Origin of the sequence: Acinetobacter celticus (genome assembly GCF_001707755.1) — a bacterium.
Lineage (GTDB): Bacteria > Pseudomonadota > Gammaproteobacteria > Pseudomonadales > Moraxellaceae > Acinetobacter > Acinetobacter celticus.
The window spans coordinates 168567-191757 of sequence record NZ_MBDL01000008.1; the positions used below are offsets into that span (position 1 = coordinate 168567).

Here is a 23191-nt window from a genome sequence, read left to right on the forward strand (position 1 = left end):
CTTCTTCAGAGCTTAACGTACGTAGTGCACTTCCACATCAATATCGTCATCTTCTTCGTCGTCTTCATCATCGTCCAATAGACCTTCAAGACGTTGCTGACGGCGCATTTCACGATACGCTTCTTTCGCTGCAATAGTTTGTTCGCGTGTTTCTGCCTCAAGCTGATCACGGAATGCTTTCATTTCTGCAGCGTATTCAGGATCTTCAACTTCACGTTCGCGTTGTTGTTCAATTTGATCCATTAGATAATAAACAACAGGTTTAGTCCCTTCTTCAAGCAAGCCTGAAGTTTTGAATACAGGGCCTTTCCAGTCCATTTCTTCAAGAAGGTGATTACACCATTCTTCTTGAGTCGATGGATCTAATTGGTCAAGTTTGTTCAACACCAATACAATTGGCAGTTTTGCTAAAGTTGGAGAGAATTTATCTAACTCCGCCAAAATTGCTTTTGCATTATGTGCAGGATCTGAACCATCAATCGGTTGAACATCCACAATGTGAAGTAAAATACGGGTACGTGCCAAATGCTTCAAGAAGCGAATACCTAAGCCCGCGCCCTCTGAAGCCCCTTCAATCAGTCCAGGAATATCAGCCATGACAAATGAACGGTAACGATCGGCATCGACCACGCCCAAGTTAGGCACCATTGTAGTAAATGGATAATCTGCTACTTTTGGTTTAGCTGCCGATACTGCACGAATAAATGTCGATTTACCCGCATTTGGCATACCCAATAAACCAACATCTGCAAGAACTTTAAGTTCTAAACGAATTTCACGAAACTCGCCTTTTGCACCATGTGTACATTTACGTGGTGAACGGTTCGTTGATGATTTGAAATGAGTATTACCCAATCCACCATCACCGCCTGCCGCCACAAGTACGCGTTGCCCGTCGGCGACTAAATCGCCAATGATATCGCCCGATTCAATATCTACAATTGTTGTTCCAACTGGAACCCATAATATAACGTCTTCACCGCCACGGCCTGAACAGTTTGCACCGCGACCATTTTTCGCACGCTCTGCACGGAATCTACGTGTATAACGATAATCTACTAGGGTGCTAGAGTCGTCACTTGCTTGGACATAAACACTGCCTCCACGACCGCCATCGCCACCATCTGGGCCACCAAACGGTACAAATTTTTCACGGCGAAAACTGGCAACGCCATTGCCACCGTCGCCAGCCTCTACGGTAATGACTGCTTCATCAACAAAGCGCATATTGCCAATCCTCTAAAAACTTTAAAACCGTATATTCTGCCATATTTTAAAGAATTTCTCGAATAGAATTATCGAGCAAATGCTGAGTATTTGCATTTTTTCCATTTTCATGACCACCTTTTTAGGCAAACAAGGCTGAATTTAAGATAACGCATTAAAAATATATGGTCTTTGGCTGTATTTTTTCAAAATGGCAATTTTTATATTTTGCCAAATTGCACGTTTAAACATCATTCCATCAAATAAATTATGCGCAACAAGCAACCGTTTTTTTTGAATGACATTTTATTTTTGGCAATTATTATGAGCTAAAGATTAGCCTTTCTGCTCTAAAATTTCAGGTAAATTGGTTTCAATCCACCCCACCAAATACATGACTTTTTCTGCCGCCTGTGAACCTGTTATGGTAAGTTGATATTCCACTTTTGGTGGCACAACAGGGTAAACCGTTCTTAAAAGAAAGCCATCTTGCTCTAGCGTTCTTAAGGTTTGAGCCAGCATTTTTTCACTAATCCCATCAATACGCTGTTTTAGTTCACTGAAGCGATGGACACCATCACTCAAACAGCGCAAAACCAAAACTGCCCACTTACTGGTGATGTGTTCTAAAATTTCACGAGATGGACAATTGGCCGATAAAATCTGACCCAATAATTTACTTGAAGCATATGTACTCATTAATTCTCTCCAATGCGTAACAAACTAACTTTTTGGTACGTACTTACATTTAGTAAGTTATCAGATTATGATTTCACCATCAAGTATATTTTATAAGCAGATCTAGAGGAATAAATCATGAAAATCGCAATTACAGGTGCAACAGGTCAACTGGGCCAATTGGTCATTCAAGCACTTTTGAAAACAGTTTCAGCAACTCAAATCGTCGCATTGGTTAGAAACCAAAGTAAAGCTGAATCTTTCGCAAAACAAGGTATTGAACTACGCCATTTTGACTATGATACACCTGAAACCTTAGTGCCTGCCCTGACTGGTATTGATAAATTATTACTAATTTCTGCCAATGAAATTGGTCGACGTACACCTCAACACAAAGCGGTCATTGAGGCAGCAAAACAAGCAAACGTGCCCTATATTGCCTATACTAGCTTGTTGCATGCAGACACCTCGCCTTTAGGCTTAGCACAAGAACATCGTGAAACTGAGGCGCTGATTCAAGCCAGTGGCTTAAACTATACTTTTTTACGTAATAACTGGTACAGCGACAACTATTTGACTGGGATCGCTCAAATCGTAGAATCCGGTGTGGTGTATGGCGCATCTCAAGATGGAAAAATTAGCTCTGCCTCACGTGCAGATTATGCAGAGGCCACTGCTAAAGTTTTATCTTCAACCGGACATGACCACAAAATTTATGAATTAGCCGGTTCCGAAAGCTTTACTAAGGCCGATTTAGCACAGTTTATCAGTCTAGCTTCAGGGAAAGATGTTATTTACCAAAACTTAACTGCCGAAGAACTTAGCCAAGGCTTAACACATGCAGGCTTACCCGCAGAATTAGTTCACGTAATCGTCGATGCCGATATTCAAACAGCTAAAGGTGCTATGTTTAGCGACAGTCAAGAGCTAGAAAACCTAATTGGCCACCCAAGCACAACTATTTTGGCTCAAATTAGAACGGCTTTAAGTGCCTCATAAAACAAATCAGCACTCCATGATACCTCCTAGAAGTCTCCATAAAATCTTAAATGACCTTTAAATAGATATAAAAAAAGAGCTTCAAAAGAAGCCCTTTTTTATCTTACAAACAAATTAAGCGTTTTTTTCCGCAGGAACTTTTGGATAGCTCACGCCAGCCATTTGTTCAGCAATACGCAACACTTGGCAGCTATAACCTACTTCGTTGTCGTACCAAACATATGCAGTTAAACGGTTACCCGCAGTAATTGTCGCTTGCGCGTCAAATACACCCGCAGTACGTGAACCAATAAAGTCAGACGATACAACTTCTGTAGAATTTGTATAGCCAATTTGACCTTGAAGGCTTGAACCAATTGAAATTTGACGAATATATTCGTTCACTTCTTCACGATCGACTTCTTTATCTAAAGTTAGATTTAGAATAGCAAGAGATACGTTTGGTGTAGGTACGCGTACAGAGTTACCTGTCAACTTACCTTGAAGTGCCGGAAGCGCTTTAGCAACAGCTTTCGCTGCACCAGTTTCAGTAATCACCATGTTCAATGTTGCAGCACGGCCACGACGGTCTGCTTTATGGTAGTTGTCAATTAAGTTCTGGTCGTTTGTGAACGAGTGAACTGTTTCAACATGACCATTTAACACTGTGTATTTGTCATGTAATACTTTAAGTGTTGGTGTAATTGCGTTAGTTGTGCAACTTGCAGCAGAAATGATTTTATCTTCATCAAGAATGTCAGCTTGGTTCACACCAAATACAACGTTCTTCATCTCACCCTTACCAGGTGCAGTTAAAATTACACGTGCAGCGCCTGGGCATTGAAGGTGTTGTGCAAGACCTTCTGAATCACGCCATTTACCCGTGTTATCAATCACAAGTGCATTACTAATACCGTATGCAGTGTAATCTACTTCAGAAGGGTTTGACGCGTAAATTACTTTAATGAAGTTACCGTTTGCAATAATTGCTTCGTTTTCTTCATCTACAGAAATTGTGCCTGCAAATGGACCATGAATCGAATCACGGCGCAGTAAAGAAGCACGTTTTTCTAAATCACCATCAGATGATTTACGAACTACGATTGCTTTCAAGTTTAAGCCACGACCTAAACCAGATTGGCTAATCATCAAACGCGCTAAAATACGACCAATACGACCGAAACCGTAAAGAACGACATCTTTAAGTTCAACTTCTGCAGCATTGCCTTTTAAAGATTTAACAGCGTCTGCAACAAATGCATCAATGTCGCCACCTTTTTCTTTAAATTCAACAGCAAGTTTACCTAAATCAACTTCACCTGTACCAATGTTCTCTACTTTAGCCAATGCTTCAAGAATTGGGAAAGTATTCACAACTGAAAGTTCAACATCGAGTACGCGTGTACGACGGTGCGCTTTCAAGATTTGAATTACAGAGCGGTTAATTAATGAGCGACCGTAAACTGTAACGACAATGTTTTTTTCACGGTATAACTGACCCATTAGGGCAATCATACGTTCCGCAAGTTCTTCACGGTTTTTCCAGCGACCTTGGTGCTCTGCATGTAGGGCAACTATAGTGTCTTTGCTCACAGATACGTCCTCTAATTAATTGTAAATCTAGGCATAAATTTCAAAACCCGACAATTGTAATGGAATTATCGGCAATATAGAATCCAAAACCTAATTTTAAGGAGTCTATTTTCCTACATATTCACTATTATTTTATAAAATACTTGTAATGATTTTATAAAATCATCTATAAAATGTTAATTATCAATTAAATGTAATTTTTATATTTTCTAATCTATTTGTTCCTTTATCCAACAAGGATATAAATTAAAATGATGATACTCATCACCTAAAGTGGAATCAGCTCATCAATTTGGGTTTTAAGCCTATTATGAATCTAAACGTTTCTGTACTTGTTCAATATTTGCTTTCAATACTTTCGCCTGACGTTTTTGTTTCATAACATGTAAAACTCCCTCAATCACCAACAATACCACTGCCAACCAAATTGGAATATAAGTCAATCATTCTGTCGCTTCTACTCGCTCACCCAAAGCAATTGAAGCAAAGGCCAATAAAACGGGTTCTAAATAACTCAATAGGCCAAAAACAACAAAAGGTAAATAACGACTTGATAAGATGTAACTCCCCAAGCCTAATGCACTGAAAAAACCTAAGCCAACTACTGCCCAAATCAAATGCGTATAATTTTGTATTAAAACCAAACTATCGCTGTAAATGAAGCCCAAATAAACCGCGACAGGAAGAATCAAAAATAGATCCCACCAAAAGCCACCTAAATGATCTGTTTTCAATAGACGACGCATGAAAAAATACAGTGGATAGGCAAAGGCGACGTACAAAGTTTCCCATGCAATACTCCCTATTCGCCATACCTCATGACCAACGCCAAGCACGGCCAAAATCACGGCAGCCCATTGCCAACGACTTAACTTTTCTTTGTAAAGCACACAGCCTATCAATACCATAATCAAAGGTAATAAGAAGTAGCCTAAAGAGACCTGTAAACCTCTTCCATTGATGGGCCCCCACAAAAACAACCAAAGCTGTGATGTACACAATACAGAACTAAAAATAAGCCAAGGAAACATCCAAGGCTGTTTAAAAATTCGTTTAAAGATTTCTGTAATATACTTTAAGTCGCCAGACCACCACATAAATAGGGTTAAAAATGGCAAAGTTGCCAACATGCGCCACGCAAAAGTTTGTTCACTGTCTAAAGGCTTTAAAAACTGGGTATAAAAATATAACACGCCAAAAGTGATGGATGCCAAAATAGACAATGCAACGCCCTTATACATCTTTCACCTCTGGTTAGCTTTGTTTTTTACAGGTATTTAATACTTGAATTTTCAAGTAGATTTTGTGCCTATTCTAACAAATAAAAAACCATGCCTAAGCATGGTTTTCCAATAAAGCATCAAATTTTATTTCACAGTATGTTTGGTGCGGATTAAATTTTTCAAGTCATAACCTACAGATTTTGCATAATCTAAATATTCATTCACAACGCGCGGGTCTGGATGAGGGTCTCGTGAAAGCACCCACATGTATTTACGGCTAGGCTCACCGACCAAAACGGTTTGATAGTTTTCGTCAATTTTTAAAATCCAGTAATCACCACGCCCTGCTGGCAACCAACGAATGGCTTCTGGTAAAAAACTTACTTTAAGCTTGGTATTAAAGGGTGCATTTTGAACAAAAGCCTCGCCTATTGCATGACTTTGCTGACCGTCTTTCATCGTACAGCGGTTATCCACTAGTACATTGCCATTTTCATTGAAGGTATAGGTTGCAGTGACATTGCTATCGCATTGATTTTGAAAAGACATCGGTTTGCGGGCAATTTCATACCAAACCCCTAAATATTTATCTAGCTCAACCTTGTCAGCCACATGCAATGGTTTTGCCTGAGCATATACCATAGTCGTGGCAGCCAAGCCCAATAAAATAACACCACCCACGGCAATTTTTGCCAATTTATACCCTGCTTTTGGAAGGTTTTCTGCAGTCATAATTTAAGTACCTTTACTGTCGCGTTCACACGCTGTAATAAAAAGCGATCAATTAAAATAACGTGTAAAAAACGTCCTGACTGTCTAGGTTCTGTAATGGTTTTCAATACCTTGTAAATTACACACAACACAAAACTATCATTCAAGCTAAAGAAGCATCTGTGCCTTTAAACGCAATATTTCATCACGCACACGCGCTGCTTGCTCAAATTGTAGCTCTTTCGATGCTTTCAACATCTCTTTTTCCAACTTAGAGAGATGTTTCGCCAGTAATTTTGGATCGGACAATAAATGTCGTTCGTCTGCACTCAATGCCCGTGATTGATCTGAAATATTGGTTTCAATTTCATCATCATTGAGTACCTCACCATCATCTAAATCTTTTGTCACTTGACGTACTGCACTACGTGGCACAATGCCATGCTCTTCATTAAATGCAATTTGTCTCGCACGGCGACGATCCGTTTCATCTATGGCTCTTTGCATAGAATCGGTAATACGGTCTGCATATAAAATGGCTTTACCATTAATATTACGTGCAGCACGACCAATGGTTTGAATCAACGCACGTTCGGAACGCAAAAAGCCTTCTTTGTCGGCATCTAAAATCGCCACCAGAGACACTTCTGGCATATCCAATCCTTCACGTAGCAAGTTAATGCCAATTAAGGCATCGTGTACACCTGAACGTAATTCATGAATAATCTTGGTACGTTCCATCGTATCAATATCGGAATGTAAGTAAGCGACTTTAACGCCATATTCTTTTAAATAAGAAGTCAGATCTTCCGCCATGCGCTTGGTTAGAGTCGTGACAAGCACTCGCTCATTCAACTCTTTGCGGTTATTAATTTCTGACAGTACATCATCAACTTGGGTCAATACTGGACGAATTTCAATTTCAGGGTCAATCAACCCTGTTGGACGCACTACTTGTTCAACAATCTGTTGCGACTTTTCTAATTCGTATTTGGCTGGTGTTGCACTGACATAAATCGTGGTCGGAACAATGCGCTCCCACTCTTCGAATTTCATTGGACGGTTGTCCAACGCACTGGGTAAGCGAAAACCATAATTGACCAAATTTTCTTTACGTGAACGGTCACCTTTATACATGGCGCCAATTTGTGGCACGGTCACATGTGACTCATCAATAATCAGTAAGGCATCGTCTGGTAAATAGTCAAATAAAGTCGGTGGTGCTTCGCCCGCAGGTCGGCCCGATAAATGCCGTGAATAGTTTTCAATCCCGTTGGTATAACCCAGTTGTTGCATCATTTCTAAGTCATAACGTGTGCGCTGTTCAATCCGCTGTGCTTCCAGCAATTTATCATGGGCGCGAAAAAATTCTAAACGATCCTTCAATTCGTCTCGAATGGTGTCAATGGCACGAGTTAAATGATCTTTTGGTGTTACATAATGGCTTTTTGGATAAATGGTCACACGAGGTACTTTACGAACCATTTTACCCGTCAGCGGGTCAAACCAACGAATAGAATCAACTTCATCATCAAACAGTTCTATACGAATGGCATGTTGGTCAGATTCGGCAGGAAAAATATCAATAATTTCGCCACGTATACGATATGTCCCGCGTAAGAACTCAAGTTCATTGCGGCTATACTGCATTTCAACCAAACGACGGATAATATCGTCACGGTTTAAGACATCCCCCTGCACAATATGAAGCAACATGCTCATATAGGCATTAGGGTCACCCAAACCATAAATTGCAGAGACAGAAGCAATAATAATAGCATCACGACGTTCCAGTAATGAGCGCGTCGCAGAAAGGCGCATCTGGTCAATGTGATCATTAATCGAAGAATCTTTTTCAATAAATGTGTCCGAAGATGGCACATAGGCTTCAGGCTGATAATAGTCGTAATAACTTACGAAATATTCCACAGCATTGTTGGGAAAAAATGCTTTAAATTCGCCATACAACTGTGCCGCCAACGTTTTATTATGTGCCATGACAATGGTCGGACGTTGCGTCTGTGCAATGACATTGGCCATGGTGTAAGTTTTCCCTGAACCAGTCACGCCCAACAACAACTGATCGTGATAACCTTTTTCTATGCCTTTTACTAATTTTTCAATGGCTTGAGGCTGATCGCCCGCAGGCTGATAATGGGTCACTAATTCAAAAGGCAACTTTTCTGACACGGGCACTTCACTCACGTTTCTGCGAACCCCGTATTTTAACAGACTCTGAACTGCACCATGCCCCTCATTGTAATTTTTTACGTAGTTTCAGGCAGATGAATTTTGTTTTCGCTTGACCCGCCCGCCATTCATCGGCAACATGAATGGACAAGATTACGACAGTAGCACAGCCTATGACTTACCATTATCATGACGAAACCATCATCAAAAGCTTACCCGAAGATACGGTTTTTGTATTTGGTAGCAATATGGCTGGAACACATGCAGGTGGTGCTGCCCGTACCGCACTAGAAAATTTTGGTGCAATGAAAGGTGTCGGGCGTGGCTGGGCTGGACAAAGCTTTGCGATTCCAACCATGAATGAACATTTACAACAAATGCCATTGTCGCAAATTCAGCATTATATTGATGATTTTAAAATTTATACCAAGAACCATCCTAAAACCAAATATTTTATTACCTCTGTTGGTTGTGGCGTTGCAGGTTATAAAGTCGAAGAAATTGCGCCTATGTTTAAAGGCATTTCACATAACGTGATTTTTCCTGCTTCATTCCGCCCTTTTGTCGAAAAACCCTTACCCAAATTAACACAACACTTTTTAAAAACTATTTTTACCGATCCTGTCATTTTTTCTGCACAAGATGATGATGTTATTGCCCCATTAGATTTATCTGAAAATGAAAAAAGTGCAGCCAAAATTATTTTAAATACACAAATTTATCCAACCGACAGCAATGGTCGTGATCGTACGTTCGAAATACAAGATATTCTGCACACCTTGCAAAATAAAGGTTTTGACTGGCAAAATCCTGCTGAAGGCGCTGCGATCTATGGAAGCGTGATTCTAGCTCTACTTGAATTGTATAATATTAATGAAACAGATTTTGCCGATGTCTGGCTAGGTAAACGGGAAATCTCCCCACCCAAACCCGCCAACCACTCCCGTAAATAGCACATGAAAAAAGCCAATCAGAATTGATTGGTTTTTTTATTTATTTCGGTTATTTTGAGAGATAAATCACATTATATTAAAATTATATCTTTCACTTCCGAAAAAATACCCAGAAACAGAGCCCAGAAATGATGCTGAATGACAATCCCATTTTCAATATATCGCCAATTCCCTTATGGCTTGAAGACTTCAGTGACATCAAAAAACAACTGGACACTTGGCGTAAGCAAGGGGTGCAAGACTTAAGGCAATATTTATTTGAAAATCCATCTCTAGTGGTTGAAAGCACCCAAAAAATTAAAATACTTAATGTGAATGCCCGTACCTTAGAATTGTATGAAGCCCATCATTTTAATCATTTATGTGAAAATTTAGATCAAATTTTCCAACAAGATATGCTCAATACCCATATTAATGAGCTGGTTGAGTTATGGGAAGGAAAAACACATTTTAGTAATACAGCCGTTAATTACACGCTCAATGGCAAGCGCCTTGATATTCAGCTCCGTTGTATAATTTTGCCAGAGCACGAGCATGATTGGTCTCAAGTACTCATCAGCACTGAAAACATTACCCCTTACCGCGATGCTTGTCGGCTAGAAGAAAAAAACCGTCAACTTGCCGAGTCTCGTTTTAACTTCTCACCAACGTCCCTTTGGGTTGAAGACTTCAGCAGTATTAAAACGCGCTTAGATCAGCTTAAAAAAATTGGAATTGAAGATTTCACTACATTTTTAGATGTACACCCTGATTTTATTCAGCAATGCATCAAAGAAATTATCATCACAGATGTCAATCAAGCGACGCTGAATTTATTTTGCGCTACGGACAAAGCCACATTGCTTCAAAATATACATAAAGTTTTTAGTCATGAAATGACCCAAACCTTTCGCTGCCAGCTACTAGACCTTTGGAATGGTAAAATCCACCATCAACATGAAGCAGTCAATTATGCATTAGATGGCAGTATTCGCCACGTGCTTTTACAATTTACCGTTTTCCCTGGATTTGAGGACACATGGAGTACCGTTCAAGTTGCTTTGGTGGATATTACGGCACGCAAAAAAGCTGAAAATTATTTAGAATATTTAGGCAAGCACGATGTACTTACAAAACTCTATAATCGTACTTTTTATACCGAAGAAATTAATCGTCTAGAACGAAGTATGCAACGTCCAATCTCTTGTATCTTTATCGATTTAAATGGCCTTAAAGAAGTAAATGACCTTTATGGACACGATGCAGGAGATGAATTACTCAGACGTATGGGCAATGTCCTGAACCAACTCATTCAAAACACCCAATATACTGCGTCTAGAATTGGCGGAGATGAGTTTGTGGTTTTATTGCCAAATGCAGATGAGCCTTCATTAAAAAACTGTCTAGATAGCTTGCATGAGCTCATGTATATAGATAATCAATATAATTCTACTATCCCCATCAGCTTATCGCTTGGGCATGCAAGCTCAACCTTAGGTGAAAGAATTGAAGACACATTAAAACGGGCTGATGCGGCAATGTATCTGCAAAAAAAGGCCTATTATATGCGTCTAAAACCGCTTTAAATCATCCGAATCAAACATAAAAAAACCTGCAAATGCAGGTTTCTTATTAACGCTTGCCCATAGAGCGACGTGTACCACGCGGAGGCATCCACGTACGGTCAGCATAGCCTTCTGGTTTCGGACGTACCTGATTATGCACAGAATCTTGCTGTGCCTGATCAGCAGATGCAATAGGAAACGGAAGTTTCACTACAGCCTTTTTTTTGGGAGGATTTTGCGTATTCATGTGATTTACTCAATCAAAACTGTCGCTATTGTACAAAAAAAATAGCCTGCATGTGAAATGCTTTACGAAAAATGCCTTTTTCAGACCTTTAATTCCTTATTCTGACTCATCAAACCGTACAATTTTTCACCGATAAGAAAAATCGTATAGATGTTCACGCAAGTTGGAATATGCATCAAAAAACCCAAAAAATATCAAAAAATATCAAAAAATATCAAAAAATATCAAAAAATATACGGCGATCGACCATCAACTTTTCATAACGTATTGTAATGATTTTTACAGAACACTAAAAAATAAAGTACGTATTTGAAGTATATTTCTTAGATTTTTACAGAAAGTACACCAGATTCTCTGCCTTAAATAACAATGTTCACCATTTTTCATTCTCATAATTGGCCTCTAAAAAAAATATCAAATCAATATATTGGACATGGAGTCCTGAATGAATAAAATTTTACTTTGCACAGCTGTATCTATAGCTACGTTACCCATTATGAGTCATGCGACCAATTCACCTTATTTTAGTTTAAAAAATGGCGATGGTTTTAAACGCTTTTCTGTCTCTGTCGGTGCATTGCATGTTATGCCTCAAGGCAAAGCTCAACCCTTTCATGTCAATACTGCCGTTAATGAAGGAACAAAATCGAAAGTCGGTGATGTTCAAGCTACGTCTGTACTTGATGCTATTGATGAATCCCAAAATGGCGCATCTACAAAAAAAGGCATTTTAAAAGGTCTTTTAGATGTTGAAAAAACCACTATTTTAGATCTTGGAATTATTAATCAAGGGCTCATTTCATACAAAGGGAACGATGGTCAACAATATTTGAAAGGCAATATTGCTGGCGAAGCGACTTTATATGGGCTTTCAGATTGGGATAATGCAGGCACAGGGCTTGAAGCCGATGATGTGACAACATTAGGCATCATGACCAATTATTTCTTTACCGATAATATTTCATTTGAAATGAAAGCAGGTATTCCTCCTAAAGTGGACTTGCAAGGTCAAGGGAAAATTTATGCGCCCCTCAGCGGTATTGCAACACCAGAAGGTATTGGTGCTATTTTAGGTGACCTTCCCCTCAAAAAAAGTATTGAGATTACTGACTTAGGCGCATATGGGCCAGCTGCAACGGCACGCGCATGGACACCTGCATTTGAATTTCAGTACCACTTTGGCAAAACAGGCGTGAATAAATTCCGCCCTTATGTCGGTTTTGGGATGATGTATGCCTATTTCAATGAGTTGAAAATTAATCCACGTACTGAACAAGATTTGATTGCTGCTGGTCATATGATTGCAAATATTAAAGATGGCAAAGCAGGTGCTGCTTTGGATGGAAAACCAAGTAGTACCAATCCTAAAGTTGACTTAGAAGCATCCGACACCTTTGCTCCCATTGCGACCGTTGGCTTTACTTACGACTTTAATGACAAATGGTTTGCAGTCGGTTCTGTGTCTTATGCACATATGAAAAATGACACGACCATTACTGTTTCAGATGATACACACGGTGAGTTAATCCGCTCTCAAGCAGATATTGAAATTAACCCGATTCTTGCATATGCAGGTATTGGAATACGTTTCTAAAATATCGCCATAACTAGCAAAGACGACATCCGTCGTCTTTTTTTATGGCTTACACATAACAAAATTTTATTACTTGGTTAAAATTATTTAATCGTTTTCATAGAATGAATCGAATACCATAGGCGCACAACATAGCGCATGGACAGCCCAATGACCGACTCTCGATTCTCAAAACCTCTCATTTATATGCTGATAGGAAGTGCCATCATTTTGGCATTATCGTTGGGAGTACGTCATGCATTCGGACTTTATCTTGTTCCCATGAGCCACGAATTTGGTTGGGGACACAATGTCTTCAGCCTTGCCATTGCCATGCAAAACTTAATTTGGGGCGCAGTTCAACCCATTACGGGGGCTTTTGCCGATAAATACGGCAGTAAAGTTGTTGTCGCTGTTGGTGGACTTTTATATAGTCTGGGGCTATTGCTCATGGCGGTTAGCTCTACAGGATGGATGCTGAATTTAAGTGTAGGATTAATTTTAGGACTGGCACTATCAGCAACCTCTTTTCCCGTATTACTGTCAGCTGTTGGACGGGCAGCGCCCCCAGAAAAGCGAAGCATGGCCATGGGTATTGCCAGTGCAGCTGGGTCGTTTGGCCAATTCATTATGTTGCCTTCTACCCTCTTGCTCTTACAGAGTTTTGGCTGGTCAGCTGCCTTGGTCGTGAGTGCCATTTTAGTGGCTTTAATTGTGCCATTGGCATGGATGCTTAAAGCACCCATGTATGTCGCGCCAAATGCTCATTCAGCAGAAAGTAAACCAAACTTAGGCTTTAAAGATGTTTTAATCATTGTCAAAAATCATAAACCGTTTTGGTTCTTAGCTTTAGGTTTTTTGGTCTGTGGCTTCCAAGTGGTCTTTATTGGTCTTCATTTACCCGGCTATTTAATTGACCATGGTTATACGGCAACGACAGGTACAATCTTTTTGGCATTAATTGGTTTATTTAACATTATTGGAACCTATAGCGCAGGTTGGCTAGGTGGGAAATTTTCTAAACCGCATTTACTCATGTGGTTATATGGCTTGCGTGGCATTGCCATTATTGGCTTTTTAATGTTGCCCTTAAGCACATGGACAATTTATGCTTTTGGCGTCATTATGGGCTTATTATGGTTGGCTACCGTGCCTCTAACCAATGGTATTGTGGCCAATATGTTTGGGGTAAAATACTTAAGCATGCTCAGTGGCATTGTATTTTTCACCCATCAAGTCGGGTCATTTTTTGGTGGATGGTTGGGTGGTGTAAACCATGATATGACAGGTAATTACAATATGATTTGGGCCGTTTCAATTATTTTAAGTGTATGTGGCGTATTGGTTCATTTCTTTGTTACAGAGGAGCATGTCATTCATGACTGATTCTATGTTGGGCTTAAAACTAGCCATTACTGGCGCTATCCTCCTATTATTTATTATCGCCATTGCCTTGTGGCTTCGAACGCCCGAACTTTTTGACTATTTTAACCAAGCTTTTTGCGCACATTAATGCTTAATTTTTTGATATTTCTCAGTCGTTATCGGACTTTGTTTTTAATATTTAAGATTAGAAAAAAGTGTGAATGTTATGATGTCAATTTCAGTTTAAAAGACCTTTATTAAAGTAGCTTGAACTGGAAAAATTACATAGTGATAAGAATTTCATTCAACCCTGATAAAATTGCTTCGGACAGAATTTTTGTCCGAAGACAAATTCATCCTTAAACTTCAACTACTTTATAAATACTAGATGAATTTTGACTTTCAAACAAAAGCTCAATACTTGGCAATATAACTTCACCATCAATCACAATATGTTCAATACGATTGAACACTTCAAGTGATTCTGGTCTAAGACGTAAAAGTGCTTTTGCATCTAAAATCTGACTAAACTGGTCCTTAACTTTAATATCAATTATTATGGTCATGGTTATTACTCTATTTATTTATGAATTATTTTTTATAGCACAGGCCACTCTTTACACCTTCTTAAAAAGTGTTAGATTTTTTGGCATTGTAAACTTAGGTAGTTAGAATAATTATAGATCAGTAAGATATGATCAACTGATGTAAATTGTATGACAAAACGATACGTTTCCACATTAAAAAAGCTCGCATTTCTGCGAGCTCTATGTTGGAAGGCTAGTGCTGATTTGTTGTCTTAACCGAAGTTTATGACTCAATTAGCTGTCATTGATCCGTCCAACTACATCGTAGCGTCTTTATGTTGCGACCTACTGTAGTTTTAATATAGTCGTGATTCTTTTTCTTGGCAAGGGGGTTTAACACTTCAGCACATTTGACCAAAATAAATACAATTGAAGTTTAGCTAAAAAAGCATACAATATTGAAACTAAAATTAAATAATTCTCAAATCATTCCAATTAAAAACATAAGCATTTGAATATAAAAAATTTTAAAGTAAACATCACTACATTCATTCTTTCACATTAATAAAAAATTCTTTCTCTTATTTAATCTTGGTGCTCTTTATATTCAATAGATGCTCAAATTTTTAGATCTTTTTTTAATCATTTTAAATATTCTTTTTTTGTACATACCGATGTTAATTCATAGCAAGATATAAATTGAGTTTATCGTCAGAATGATGGATAGAGAATTTCAGCCACAACACATACTTTGAATTAGGCATTATAAATTCGAACTTAAAGACACTTATCCACAAATTTAAATTCAAAATTTATGGATAAGAATAATAAAGCGTCTGTCAGTATTCAGATTTAAAGCACTCATTTAGTGAGTTAAATCACTAAAAAACCATAAGTTTAAAAAACTGATAAATTCTATTTCAATAAATTGAACGGTTTGATCAGTTTTGCTTAGATAGTACTTTATTTAATCGATTTTTTATGATAAAAATGCAAATAACAAATATGATTTAACGATAAATAGATCGGAAAATAAATATCTATGAAAATCGTGCAAGAAGAAAACTTACAGCAAGTCGAACATCAACTTATCTCTCGGTATCATATTGAACCGATGGCATGCTTCTTTTTTACATTAGGTATGCTGATGTGCGCTTATTTCCTCCATACCTTTATTCTCTAATTATTTAGAGCAATAAAAACCCATCGTTAAGATGGGTTTTTTACTTTATTAGATTTTAAAACTTATGCATTGCGTTTAGCAAAGTCATCCATAAAATCAACCAAAGCCTGTACGCCTTCTAAAGGCACGGCGTTGTAAATACTTGCACGCATACCGCCAACAGAACGGTGACCCGCAAGATTCAACAAATGATTTTCTTCTGCTTCTTTTAAGAACTGTTTATCTAAATCTGCATTTGCCAAAGTAAACGGTACATTCATAATAGAACGGTTGGGTTTAGCAATTGGATTGGCATAAAAATCACTTGAATCAATATAACCATATAACAATTCAGCTTTTGCTAAATTTGCTTGATAAATTGCGTCAATACCACCCTGTTCAAGCAACCATTCAAAGACTAAACCAGACAAATACCATGCATAAGTTGCAGGCGTATTTACCATAGATTCATTCTTTGCTTGCGCTGAATATTTCAACAAGCTTGGAATCTCAGCTTTGGCTTGATCTAATAAATCATCACGGATAATGACCAAAGTTAAACCTGCTGGGCCAATATTCTTTTGCGCACCTGCGTAAATTAGACCAAATTTAGACACATCTATTGGTGCAGATAAAATACTTGAAGATAAATCAGCAACTAAAGGTTTATTTGTTTCTGGAATATGGGCAAACTGAATTCCCCCAATTGTTTCATTTTCTGCATAATGCACATAGGCTGCATCATCAGATAAATTCCAAGTGCTTTGATCTGTAATAGCCAACTTACCATCGAGTGTTGTACCCGCTTCAATCACGTTAATGTCGCCATAACGCTGTGCTTCTTGGGTTGCTTTTTCTGACCAAATACCCGTATGGATATAATCTGCTTTATTATTTTTACCCAGCAAATTTAAAGGAATTGCAGAGAATTGAAGTGAAGCACCACCTTGTAAAAACAGTACTTTATAATTCTCTGGAATATTCATGAGCTTACGTAAATCTGCTTCAGCCTTTTCTGCAACTGCAACATAATCTTTACTACGATGGCTCATTTCCATAATGGAAAGACCTTTGCCATGCCAATCGAGCATTTCAGCTTGGGCTTTTTCTAAAACGGCAGTAGGTAATGCAGCAGGGCCAGCACAGAAATTGTACGCGCGCATGAGTTTTTCCTTTCAAAGTGAAGCACAATAAAATCATGGCATTTAACCACAGATAACCTATTGCTGCAGTAATTTATCCTGAAAATATTTCAATGCTGTCGGACATTTAAAGTCAAAATGTCAATAAAGATCTGATCTTTTGGCTGGTTTAATAATTTCAATAAAAGGTTCGCCTGCCAGTAAATAACTGACGATTCTCAATATTAGAGCAGGAATTACCACAATGCTGTGAATCAACAGTGCAAAACCGATATAAATCGTAAATTCCAACCATCTTAACCATGGTAAAAATACAGATGGTTTATATTCTAATTTCATTTTTTTTAATTCAGAGATAGACGATTCGCCATGCAGGTCTATCCACTGCCGTGTTGCTAAATCATAAGTATTGGCACTGATTAAACCTCGCCGATATGCCTGTATCATACGTTTGGGTGTTAAAAAAAAGCCTGTAGACAGCGCGATTAAGTTCATAATTCCTAAAATAGGATGGCGAAACATAGAGCCTGTACCCAATTCCCAAGCACTGATCTCTCCTTCACCAATACGCCCTACGGTATACCCCGTTAAAATATGATGCATATCGTGATATTTTAAGTATTTATGTCTCACCCCAATATTGGGCATAGGAACAATTAAACAACCAGTATATACACCGACGGTCAACGGCTCACGATCACCCACTATTGGGCCAAAGCCATTTTTCTGATAAAAAAGAGCATAGGCTTCATCGAGTGAACAAGAGTCTGCAAAAATATTTGGTGATTTGGCTTGTAAATTCATCTTATATTTATTAAACAATACAGTGAGCTGTATACAATATAATCGATAAATTTATTTTTTACAGCTTTCCTTTCATATCAAAATATAAACACTGGTATAAAAAAGTACTTTGCTATTTCCCTTGCTTTATACTCGAGACGACAATGCGGAGAGTCTATTGGATGTTACAGCGTTCTTCTTTATTCAAATTACAACAACATCAACCCATTAAAACAAACAGTGAAACTGTCATACAAAGTGTCATATTTACGGCGTCTATGTTGTTTAGTTCGATGTGTTTTGCACAAAGTATGAGTTTTCAACAAGCTGAAATTAATATTTTAAAAGATTCTTATAGCACACAGGCCAATCAGGCTTTAGAACAAGCGTCTCGATTAGAAGCTGAAGCAATCAAAGGAATTGGATTGCCACGTGTCGACTTAAATGTCCGCGCTTATGCCTTTCATAATGAAGTGGATGTTCCTTTAGGTGCGCTAAAAAATAATTTAGAGCAATCGCTGAGTAATGGTGTAAACAATAAAATTGATGAATGGCAAAGCTCTAACCCAAACTTAGGTGGTTTAGCAGATCCGTTAAGGGATAGCTTGAATCAGACGATTCATGACGGCGTTGGTTTAATTCCAGATTCATCTCAAATAGTTCTAGAAGACCAAGTTATTCGCCCGACGGTTTCTGTAATGATGCCTTTATATACCGGCGGTTTAACCACAAGTGCGAAAGAATTAGCCAATATTAAAGCACAACGTAGTCAGTTAACCAGTAAACAACAGCAAGATGTACAACGCTTTGAACTCATTCAAGCTTATTTCAATGTCCAGCTTCAGCAACAACTGACAGCCAGTAGTCAATTTAATTTAAATTCGATGCATAAACATTACAATAATGCCCTAAAACTAGAGCAACAAGGCTTTATTAGTAAAGGGCAACGTATGCAATTTGAAGTGGCGCGTAATAATGCAGAGCGTATAGATCAAAATACCCGAGCAAGCTATAAAGCCAGTTTATTTCAATTGAATAATCTATTACAAAGTAGTCAAATTACTGAATTAAGCACCCCACTCTTTGTGAATGCCACACAAAATTTAGCATTAAATAATTTACTGAAAAGTTTTCCTGAACATTCTGCGCTCATTCAAAAAATGCAAATGGACACACAATTGGCCAATGTAAATGTTCAGGTACAGAATGCGGCTAAAAAACCCAGTGTATTTGCTTTTGGCGAATATAGTTTGGACGATAAGCAAAACTGGATTGTTGGCATAGGTGCACGTTACAATTTATTTTCTGGTATTGATAAAAACAAAAATGTTCAGGCTGCTGAATTGCAACGCTATGCATCGCAATTAATGACCGAACGTACCAAACAAGAAATTGAAAATGTGATTTATAAATCTTACAGTGAAGTAACGACAGCACAGCAAAGTGCTCAACTGTTACAACAAAACCTAAAGGTAGCACAAGAAAATTTACGCATACAAGAACTGTCTTTTAAGGAAGATATGGGCACTGCGACACAAGTGATTGATGCACAAAACGCCTTAAGTGGGCTAAAAAGTGAAACAGCGTTGAATGCCTATAAATATGTAATGTCTTTAGCGACACTGTTACAAAGTCATGGTTCTATTGACCAATTTCAGACTTATATCAATCAACCCAATACACGTTATATTCGTTAATTTCAGAGGGGAGAAAAGTATGAATCAAGATCAAAACTCATCTGAATCGGAAAAAGAACTGACTTCATCTGAACAGCCAGAAAATCAAGTCCACCCAGCATCTGTAAATACAGAAAGCTTAGATACCGACAGTAAAACATCTTCAATTGTGCCACCGAGTACACCTGAAAATACACAACTTAAGCAAGCATCTGAAAATGTGCAAGCTGAGCAAGTTAACCCAAAATCTGCTTTGGTTAAAATAATTGGGCTGACTGTGCTTATACTCTTGCTCGGTTTAATTGCCTTTGGTCTTTGGAAAAGCTATCAACCCAAAGAGGTCGAATTACAAGGTCGTGTAGAAGCCGAAACCATTCATGTCTCGACCAAAGTACCCAGTCGTATAGAAGAAATTTATATCCATGATGGCCAAAAAGTGAAAAAAGGTCAGGAATTGGTTCGCCTCTACAGCCCAGAAGTTGATGCTAAAAAGCAACAAGCCCTTGCCACATTACAATCTGCATTGGCTTTGCAAGCCACGGCTGACCGCGGGTCACAAGAAGAAAATATTGCAACGCTCTATGCCAACTGGCAAGCCATGAAAGCTCAACAAGCTTTGGCGCAAAACACATATCTACGTGGTGCAAAACTTTTTCAAGAAGGTGTGATTTCAAGGCAACGTAGAGACGAGATGCAAGCCGCCACACTTTCTGCCACAGCAATGACGGAAGCCGCTTATCAACAATATGTCCGTGCCAAACGAGGAAGTACGCCTGAACAAAAATCGACGGCAAATGCACAAGTGGATATTGCAAAAGCTGCTGTAGCAGAAGCCAATGCCTTAGAAGCAGAAACCAAGCTACTTGCGCCCATTAATGGCACCGTTTCAAAAACGTATGGCAAAACCTCTGAGTTAGTCGCTCTTGGTGTTCCAGTGGTTAGTCTGATTCAGGATGATGAGTTATGGGTTAGCTTAAATGTGCGTGAAGATCAATATCAATCGGTTTATCAAACTCAAACGATGGAGGGTTACATTCCTGCGTTGGGCAAAACTATTGTATTTAATATCAAAAATATTGACGCTGAAGGTGACTTTGCCACAATTAAAACAACGCGCCAAACTGGCGGTTATGATATTCGTAGCTTTAAAATTCACCTTACACCAGCACAGCCTATTTCAGACCTAAAAGTGGGTATGAGCGTTTTATTTAAAGTGAAAGAGGTGAAATAACGGTGCGGGCGATGTTTATCGGTATGTTGCGTGAGTTGCACTATTTACTTCAGCACAAATGGGATTTGTGCTTAGTCACACTCGCGCCCTTATTTATTGTTGTGCTGTTTAGTAGCATGTTTGCACAAGGTAAGCCTGAACATTTAGCTATTGCCATTATTGACCAAGATCAAAGCAGTTTAAGTCGCAATATTGAACACTATTTAAGTCTGAACCATACCCTTAAAATTGCAACAATTACAGAAAGTCAGGCCGATGCAGAATATCTGCTGAATCAAAATAAAATTTGGGGCTATGTACACATTCCTACAGGTGCAGAACAGCGTTTAGTCCAAGCCAAAGATGCACAAATTAGTATTGCATTTAATCAAAGTTATTTTAGTGTCGGTAATACCATTTCATCGGCCATGTTTGTCAGCACCTTACAAGCCTTGGCTAACTTTATGGGACAAGATTATTTAGAAAATACTATTCCTGCTCTAGACGTACCAACGCCAAACGTTAAAATTTCGCCTTTGTATAATCCAGAGCTGAATTATGAGTTTTACCTTGAACCGTATATGATTCCTGCCATTTTGCATTTATTGCTCTGTTGCTGTGTCGCATTTTCGGTTGGACAGGAACTCAAGTTCAAAACCACAGGACAATGGCTACGTCAGCAAAGTTTATTCAGTGCACTACTCGCTAAAAACTTAGTCTATATTTTAATTTTTAGTATTTGGACTTGGTTATGGATGATTTGGCTGATTGGCATTCGTGGCTGGTTTGTCGCAGGTCATTTATGGTTAATTTTATTGGCGCAAGTTCTTCTTTATAGCGCCTATGCTTTTATCAGTAGTGCAATTGTGCTTGCAACTCAGAACCTTAGTAAGAGTTTTGGCATTATTGCTGTCTATGGAGGCTCATCACTGAGTTTTGCTGGGGTCACTTTACCTTTAAATAATGCGCCACTATTTACAAAATTTTGGGCACACATTATTCCTTACACTCCGTATGCAAAATTGCAAACTGAGCAATGGGTTATTGGTAGCCCGCTCTCCTCATCCTTACAACCTTTTGCCTTGCTGTTGTTTTACACCCTCTTGTACTTCGGATTGGCCTATATTTTTCTGAAAAAATACACGCAGAGGATGGCATCATGAAGCAATTTTTTCAGTATTACTGTCAAACATTTAAAGATATTTTTGCCAACTCATCTATTCTAACCACCTTAATTTTATCTGTATTAATGTACAGCTTTTTTTACCCAACGGCTTATCAGGCACAACAAGCGCAGGCTTTACCAATTATTATTGTCGATGAAGAACAAAGTGCTCTAACGTCAACCATTATTGGACAAGTCACCCAAAGCCCCAATGTAGAAGTAAAAGCGGTCATAGGCAACTTTGCAGAAGCTAAACGGATGATTCAACGCCAGCAAGCCGATGGTATTTTACTTCTACCCGAAAATTTATCTAACAGTATTCATCATGGTGAAGTTGGGGGTGTCGGTTTATACCTGAGCGCAGCCAATTTCCTTAAAACCAAACAAATTGGTTTAGGTTTGGCAACATCTATTGAAAATGCGCTGGTCGAGCAAGTCCAGAAATTTGGTCATGTGTCACACTTTTCCCCTGCACTCTCTATTCATCAAATTCCACTGTTTAATACTTTGTCTGGCTATGGAAGCTATATTTTTCCTGCGGTTGCACCGTTAATTATTCACCAAACTATTGTGCTGGGTTTATGCATGTTATTGGCAGGATACCGCGAACAAAAACAATGGAAACCCAACGCTTCCGAGTTCTGGGCTATTTTTTTAGCAATTCTAACAATTGGCTGTTTAGGGTGTTTCTACTTATTTGGCTTTACCTTTTGGTTATATGATTACCCACGTGGAGGCAATTTTATTGGAATGTTGATTGCTGTTCCTATTTTTATTTCCTGCATCATTGGTTTAGCGATGTTATTGGCATCCTTTTTAGATATGCCTGAGCGTGCAGGCCATCTCATTGTATTTACCTCTATTCCCTTATTTTTACTCTCTGGCACCGCATGGCCACATGCCGCTATGCCTTTATGGCTACAAGGATTGGGAGAGTTTTTGCCTTCGACCCAAGGCATTCAAATGTTTATTCAATTGAACCAAATGGGCGTACCTACAGAAATTGTTATTCCCAAGCTCATTTACCTGAGTATGTTTGGCTGTATTAGTTTGCTCTGGGCTTACTGGCGCTTAAAACTTAAACCATAATCAGCTATTCATTGATCAATTTTATTCACTTTACAAATTAATTTAATATATAGAATCGAATTGTTAAATTAAACTGAAAAAATAATAGCCAATCAAGCGTATAAATCCAAAAAAAGTTAGCTGATTTATTATATTCACTTCACAATAGAATTCTTCTAATCTGCCAAAACTTCTCT

The 23191-nt window shown here is 38.5% G+C and carries 19 protein-coding genes and 1 pseudogene; 10 read left to right on the forward strand and 10 right to left on the reverse strand.

Annotation, left to right across the window (positions count from 1 at the left end; all coding sequences use genetic code 11):
• Nucleotides 1-12: 12 nt before the first annotated feature.
• Complete coding sequence (gene cgtA, locus BBP83_RS04995) at nucleotides 13-1227, reverse strand: Obg family GTPase CgtA (protein WP_068886312.1); 1215 nt, start codon at nucleotides 1225-1227, stop codon at nucleotides 13-15.
• 315 nt (nucleotides 1228-1542) lie between these two features.
• Nucleotides 1543-1905, reverse strand: coding sequence for a winged helix-turn-helix transcriptional regulator (locus BBP83_RS05000; RefSeq protein WP_068886313.1), 363 nt, complete (start codon nucleotides 1903-1905; stop codon nucleotides 1543-1545).
• Nucleotides 1906-2022: 117 nt separating this feature from the next.
• Between BBP83_RS05000 and BBP83_RS05005 the strand changes: the two genes are divergently transcribed.
• The gene (locus BBP83_RS05005) at nucleotides 2023-2883 is read left to right on the forward strand and encodes an SDR family oxidoreductase (RefSeq protein WP_068886314.1); all 861 of its coding nucleotides are present in this window, start codon (nucleotides 2023-2025) and stop codon (nucleotides 2881-2883) included.
• 114 nt (nucleotides 2884-2997) lie between these two features.
• Here BBP83_RS05005 and BBP83_RS05010 read toward each other — a convergent pair whose 3' ends face one another.
• The 4 genes and pseudogenes from BBP83_RS05010 to uvrB form a co-directional block, all read right to left on the reverse strand.
• Nucleotides 2998-4455, reverse strand: a complete 1458-nt coding sequence (locus BBP83_RS05010) for a glyceraldehyde-3-phosphate dehydrogenase (protein ID WP_068886315.1) — start codon at nucleotides 4453-4455, stop codon at nucleotides 2998-3000.
• Nucleotides 4456-4763: 308 nt separating this feature from the next.
• Nucleotides 4764-5696 (reverse strand): annotated as a pseudogene (rarD, locus tag BBP83_RS05015) (EamA family transporter RarD).
• Nucleotides 5697-5822: 126 nt separating this feature from the next.
• Nucleotides 5823-6410 carry a lipocalin family protein gene (locus tag BBP83_RS05020; protein ID WP_068886316.1) on the reverse strand — a complete coding sequence of 196 codons (588 nt, stop codon included), beginning with the start codon at nucleotides 6408-6410 and terminating at the stop codon, nucleotides 5823-5825.
• A gap of 147 nt (nucleotides 6411-6557) precedes the next feature.
• On the reverse strand, nucleotides 6558-8579 hold the full coding sequence (gene uvrB, locus BBP83_RS05025) for an excinuclease ABC subunit UvrB (protein ID WP_068886317.1): 2022 nt from the start codon (nucleotides 8577-8579) through the stop codon (nucleotides 6558-6560).
• 173 nt (nucleotides 8580-8752) lie between these two features.
• Here uvrB and BBP83_RS05030 point away from each other — a divergent pair, with 173 nt between their 5' ends.
• Together BBP83_RS05030 and BBP83_RS05035 are read left to right on the forward strand one after the other, a co-directional pair.
• A complete protein-coding gene (locus BBP83_RS05030; protein ID WP_078055408.1) occupies nucleotides 8753-9532 on the forward strand; it encodes an A1S_2505 family phage non-structural protein in 780 nt (259 codons plus the stop codon).
• 128 nt (nucleotides 9533-9660) lie between these two features.
• Entirely contained in the window at nucleotides 9661-11097 is a 1437-nt protein-coding gene (locus BBP83_RS05035) for a sensor domain-containing diguanylate cyclase (protein ID WP_068886319.1), read from the forward strand.
• A gap of 46 nt (nucleotides 11098-11143) precedes the next feature.
• Here BBP83_RS05035 and BBP83_RS05040 read toward each other — a convergent pair whose 3' ends face one another.
• Nucleotides 11144-11323 (reverse strand): hypothetical protein, encoded by a 180-nt coding sequence (locus tag BBP83_RS05040; RefSeq protein ID WP_068886320.1) that lies wholly within the window; start codon nucleotides 11321-11323, stop codon nucleotides 11144-11146.
• Nucleotides 11324-11768: 445 nt separating this feature from the next.
• On the opposite strand from BBP83_RS05040, the gene BBP83_RS05045 reads away from it, so the two are divergent.
• From BBP83_RS05045 to BBP83_RS15575, 3 genes are all read left to right on the forward strand, one after another.
• The gene (locus tag BBP83_RS05045) at nucleotides 11769-12917 is read left to right on the forward strand and encodes an OmpW/AlkL family protein (RefSeq protein ID WP_068886321.1); all 1149 of its coding nucleotides are present in this window, start codon (nucleotides 11769-11771) and stop codon (nucleotides 12915-12917) included.
• Between the two features lie 150 nt (nucleotides 12918-13067).
• Nucleotides 13068-14282, forward strand: a complete 1215-nt coding sequence (locus tag BBP83_RS05050) for an MFS transporter (protein ID WP_068886761.1) — start codon at nucleotides 13068-13070, stop codon at nucleotides 14280-14282.
• The gene (locus BBP83_RS15575) at nucleotides 14275-14409 is read left to right on the forward strand and encodes a hypothetical protein (RefSeq protein ID WP_281181002.1); all 135 of its coding nucleotides are present in this window, start codon (nucleotides 14275-14277) and stop codon (nucleotides 14407-14409) included. The genes BBP83_RS05050 and BBP83_RS15575 overlap by 8 nt, the downstream gene beginning before the upstream one ends.
• Nucleotides 14410-14620: 211 nt before the next feature.
• On the opposite strand, the gene BBP83_RS05055 is transcribed toward BBP83_RS15575, so the two are convergent.
• From BBP83_RS05055 to BBP83_RS05065, 3 genes are all read right to left on the reverse strand, one after another.
• On the reverse strand, nucleotides 14621-14827 hold the full coding sequence (locus BBP83_RS05055; RefSeq protein ID WP_068886322.1) for a hypothetical protein: 207 nt from the start codon (nucleotides 14825-14827) through the stop codon (nucleotides 14621-14623).
• 1206 nt (nucleotides 14828-16033) lie between these two features.
• Complete coding sequence (gene serC / locus BBP83_RS05060; protein WP_068886323.1) at nucleotides 16034-17113, reverse strand: 3-phosphoserine/phosphohydroxythreonine transaminase; 1080 nt, start codon at nucleotides 17111-17113, stop codon at nucleotides 16034-16036.
• 120 nt (nucleotides 17114-17233) lie between these two features.
• Nucleotides 17234-17896, reverse strand: a complete 663-nt coding sequence (locus BBP83_RS05065) for a hypothetical protein (RefSeq protein ID WP_245669713.1) — start codon at nucleotides 17894-17896, stop codon at nucleotides 17234-17236.
• Nucleotides 17897-18153: 257 nt separating this feature from the next.
• Here BBP83_RS05065 and BBP83_RS05070 point away from each other — a divergent pair, with 257 nt between their 5' ends.
• Genes BBP83_RS05070 through BBP83_RS05085 form a run of 4 tightly spaced genes read left to right on the forward strand, consistent with a single transcriptional unit; the run spans nucleotide 18154 to nucleotide 23015 of the window.
• Entirely contained in the window at nucleotides 18154-19572 is a 1419-nt protein-coding gene (locus BBP83_RS05070; RefSeq protein WP_245669719.1) for a TolC family protein, read from the forward strand.
• A gap of 19 nt (nucleotides 19573-19591) precedes the next feature.
• Nucleotides 19592-20782: an HlyD family secretion protein gene (locus BBP83_RS05075; protein ID WP_068886326.1), complete on the forward strand. Its 1191-nt coding sequence runs from the start codon at nucleotides 19592-19594 to the stop codon at nucleotides 20780-20782.
• A gap of 11 nt (nucleotides 20783-20793) precedes the next feature.
• Nucleotides 20794-21924, forward strand: a complete 1131-nt coding sequence (locus tag BBP83_RS05080) for an ABC transporter permease (protein WP_068886763.1) — start codon at nucleotides 20794-20796, stop codon at nucleotides 21922-21924.
• Nucleotides 21921-23015: an ABC transporter permease gene (locus BBP83_RS05085; RefSeq protein WP_068886327.1), complete on the forward strand. Its 1095-nt coding sequence runs from the start codon at nucleotides 21921-21923 to the stop codon at nucleotides 23013-23015. Before BBP83_RS05080 ends, BBP83_RS05085 begins: the two co-directional genes overlap by 4 nt.
• The last annotated feature ends 176 nt before the right edge of the window (nucleotides 23016-23191 follow it).

Bases quoted from the DNA above. Each gene is read 5' to 3' on its own strand.
- BBP83_RS05080 (WP_068886763.1), top strand. From the start codon at position 20,794: ATGTTTATCGGTATGTTGCGTGAGTTGCACTATTTACTTCAGCACAAA.
- BBP83_RS05030 (WP_078055408.1), top strand. From the start codon at position 8,753: ATGACTTACCATTATCATGACGAAACCATCATCAAAAGCTTACCCGAA.
- BBP83_RS05055 (WP_068886322.1), bottom strand. From the start codon at position 14,827: ATGACCATAATAATTGATATTAAAGTTAAGGACCAGTTTAGTCAGATT.
- BBP83_RS05040 (WP_068886320.1), bottom strand. From the start codon at position 11,323: ATGAATACGCAAAATCCTCCCAAAAAAAAGGCTGTAGTGAAACTTCCG.
- BBP83_RS05075 (WP_068886326.1), top strand. From the start codon at position 19,592: ATGAATCAAGATCAAAACTCATCTGAATCGGAAAAAGAACTGACTTCA.
- BBP83_RS05045 (WP_068886321.1), top strand. From the start codon at position 11,769: ATGAATAAAATTTTACTTTGCACAGCTGTATCTATAGCTACGTTACCC.
- BBP83_RS05000 (WP_068886313.1), bottom strand. From the start codon at position 1,905: ATGAGTACATATGCTTCAAGTAAATTATTGGGTCAGATTTTATCGGCC.
- BBP83_RS05070 (WP_245669719.1), top strand. From the start codon at position 18,154: ATGTTGTTTAGTTCGATGTGTTTTGCACAAAGTATGAGTTTTCAACAA.
- BBP83_RS05035 (WP_068886319.1), top strand. From the start codon at position 9,661: ATGATGCTGAATGACAATCCCATTTTCAATATATCGCCAATTCCCTTA.
- BBP83_RS05020 (WP_068886316.1), bottom strand. From the start codon at position 6,410: ATGACTGCAGAAAACCTTCCAAAAGCAGGGTATAAATTGGCAAAAATT.
- BBP83_RS05065 (WP_245669713.1), bottom strand. From the start codon at position 17,896: ATGAATTTACAAGCCAAATCACCAAATATTTTTGCAGACTCTTGTTCA.
- serC (WP_068886323.1), bottom strand. From the start codon at position 17,113: ATGCGCGCGTACAATTTCTGTGCTGGCCCTGCTGCATTACCTACTGCC.
- cgtA (WP_068886312.1), bottom strand. From the start codon at position 1,227: ATGCGCTTTGTTGATGAAGCAGTCATTACCGTAGAGGCTGGCGACGGT.
- BBP83_RS05085 (WP_068886327.1), top strand. From the start codon at position 21,921: ATGAAGCAATTTTTTCAGTATTACTGTCAAACATTTAAAGATATTTTT.
- BBP83_RS05005 (WP_068886314.1), top strand. From the start codon at position 2,023: ATGAAAATCGCAATTACAGGTGCAACAGGTCAACTGGGCCAATTGGTC.
- BBP83_RS15575 (WP_281181002.1), top strand. From the start codon at position 14,275: ATGACTGATTCTATGTTGGGCTTAAAACTAGCCATTACTGGCGCTATC.
- BBP83_RS05050 (WP_068886761.1), top strand. From the start codon at position 13,068: ATGACCGACTCTCGATTCTCAAAACCTCTCATTTATATGCTGATAGGA.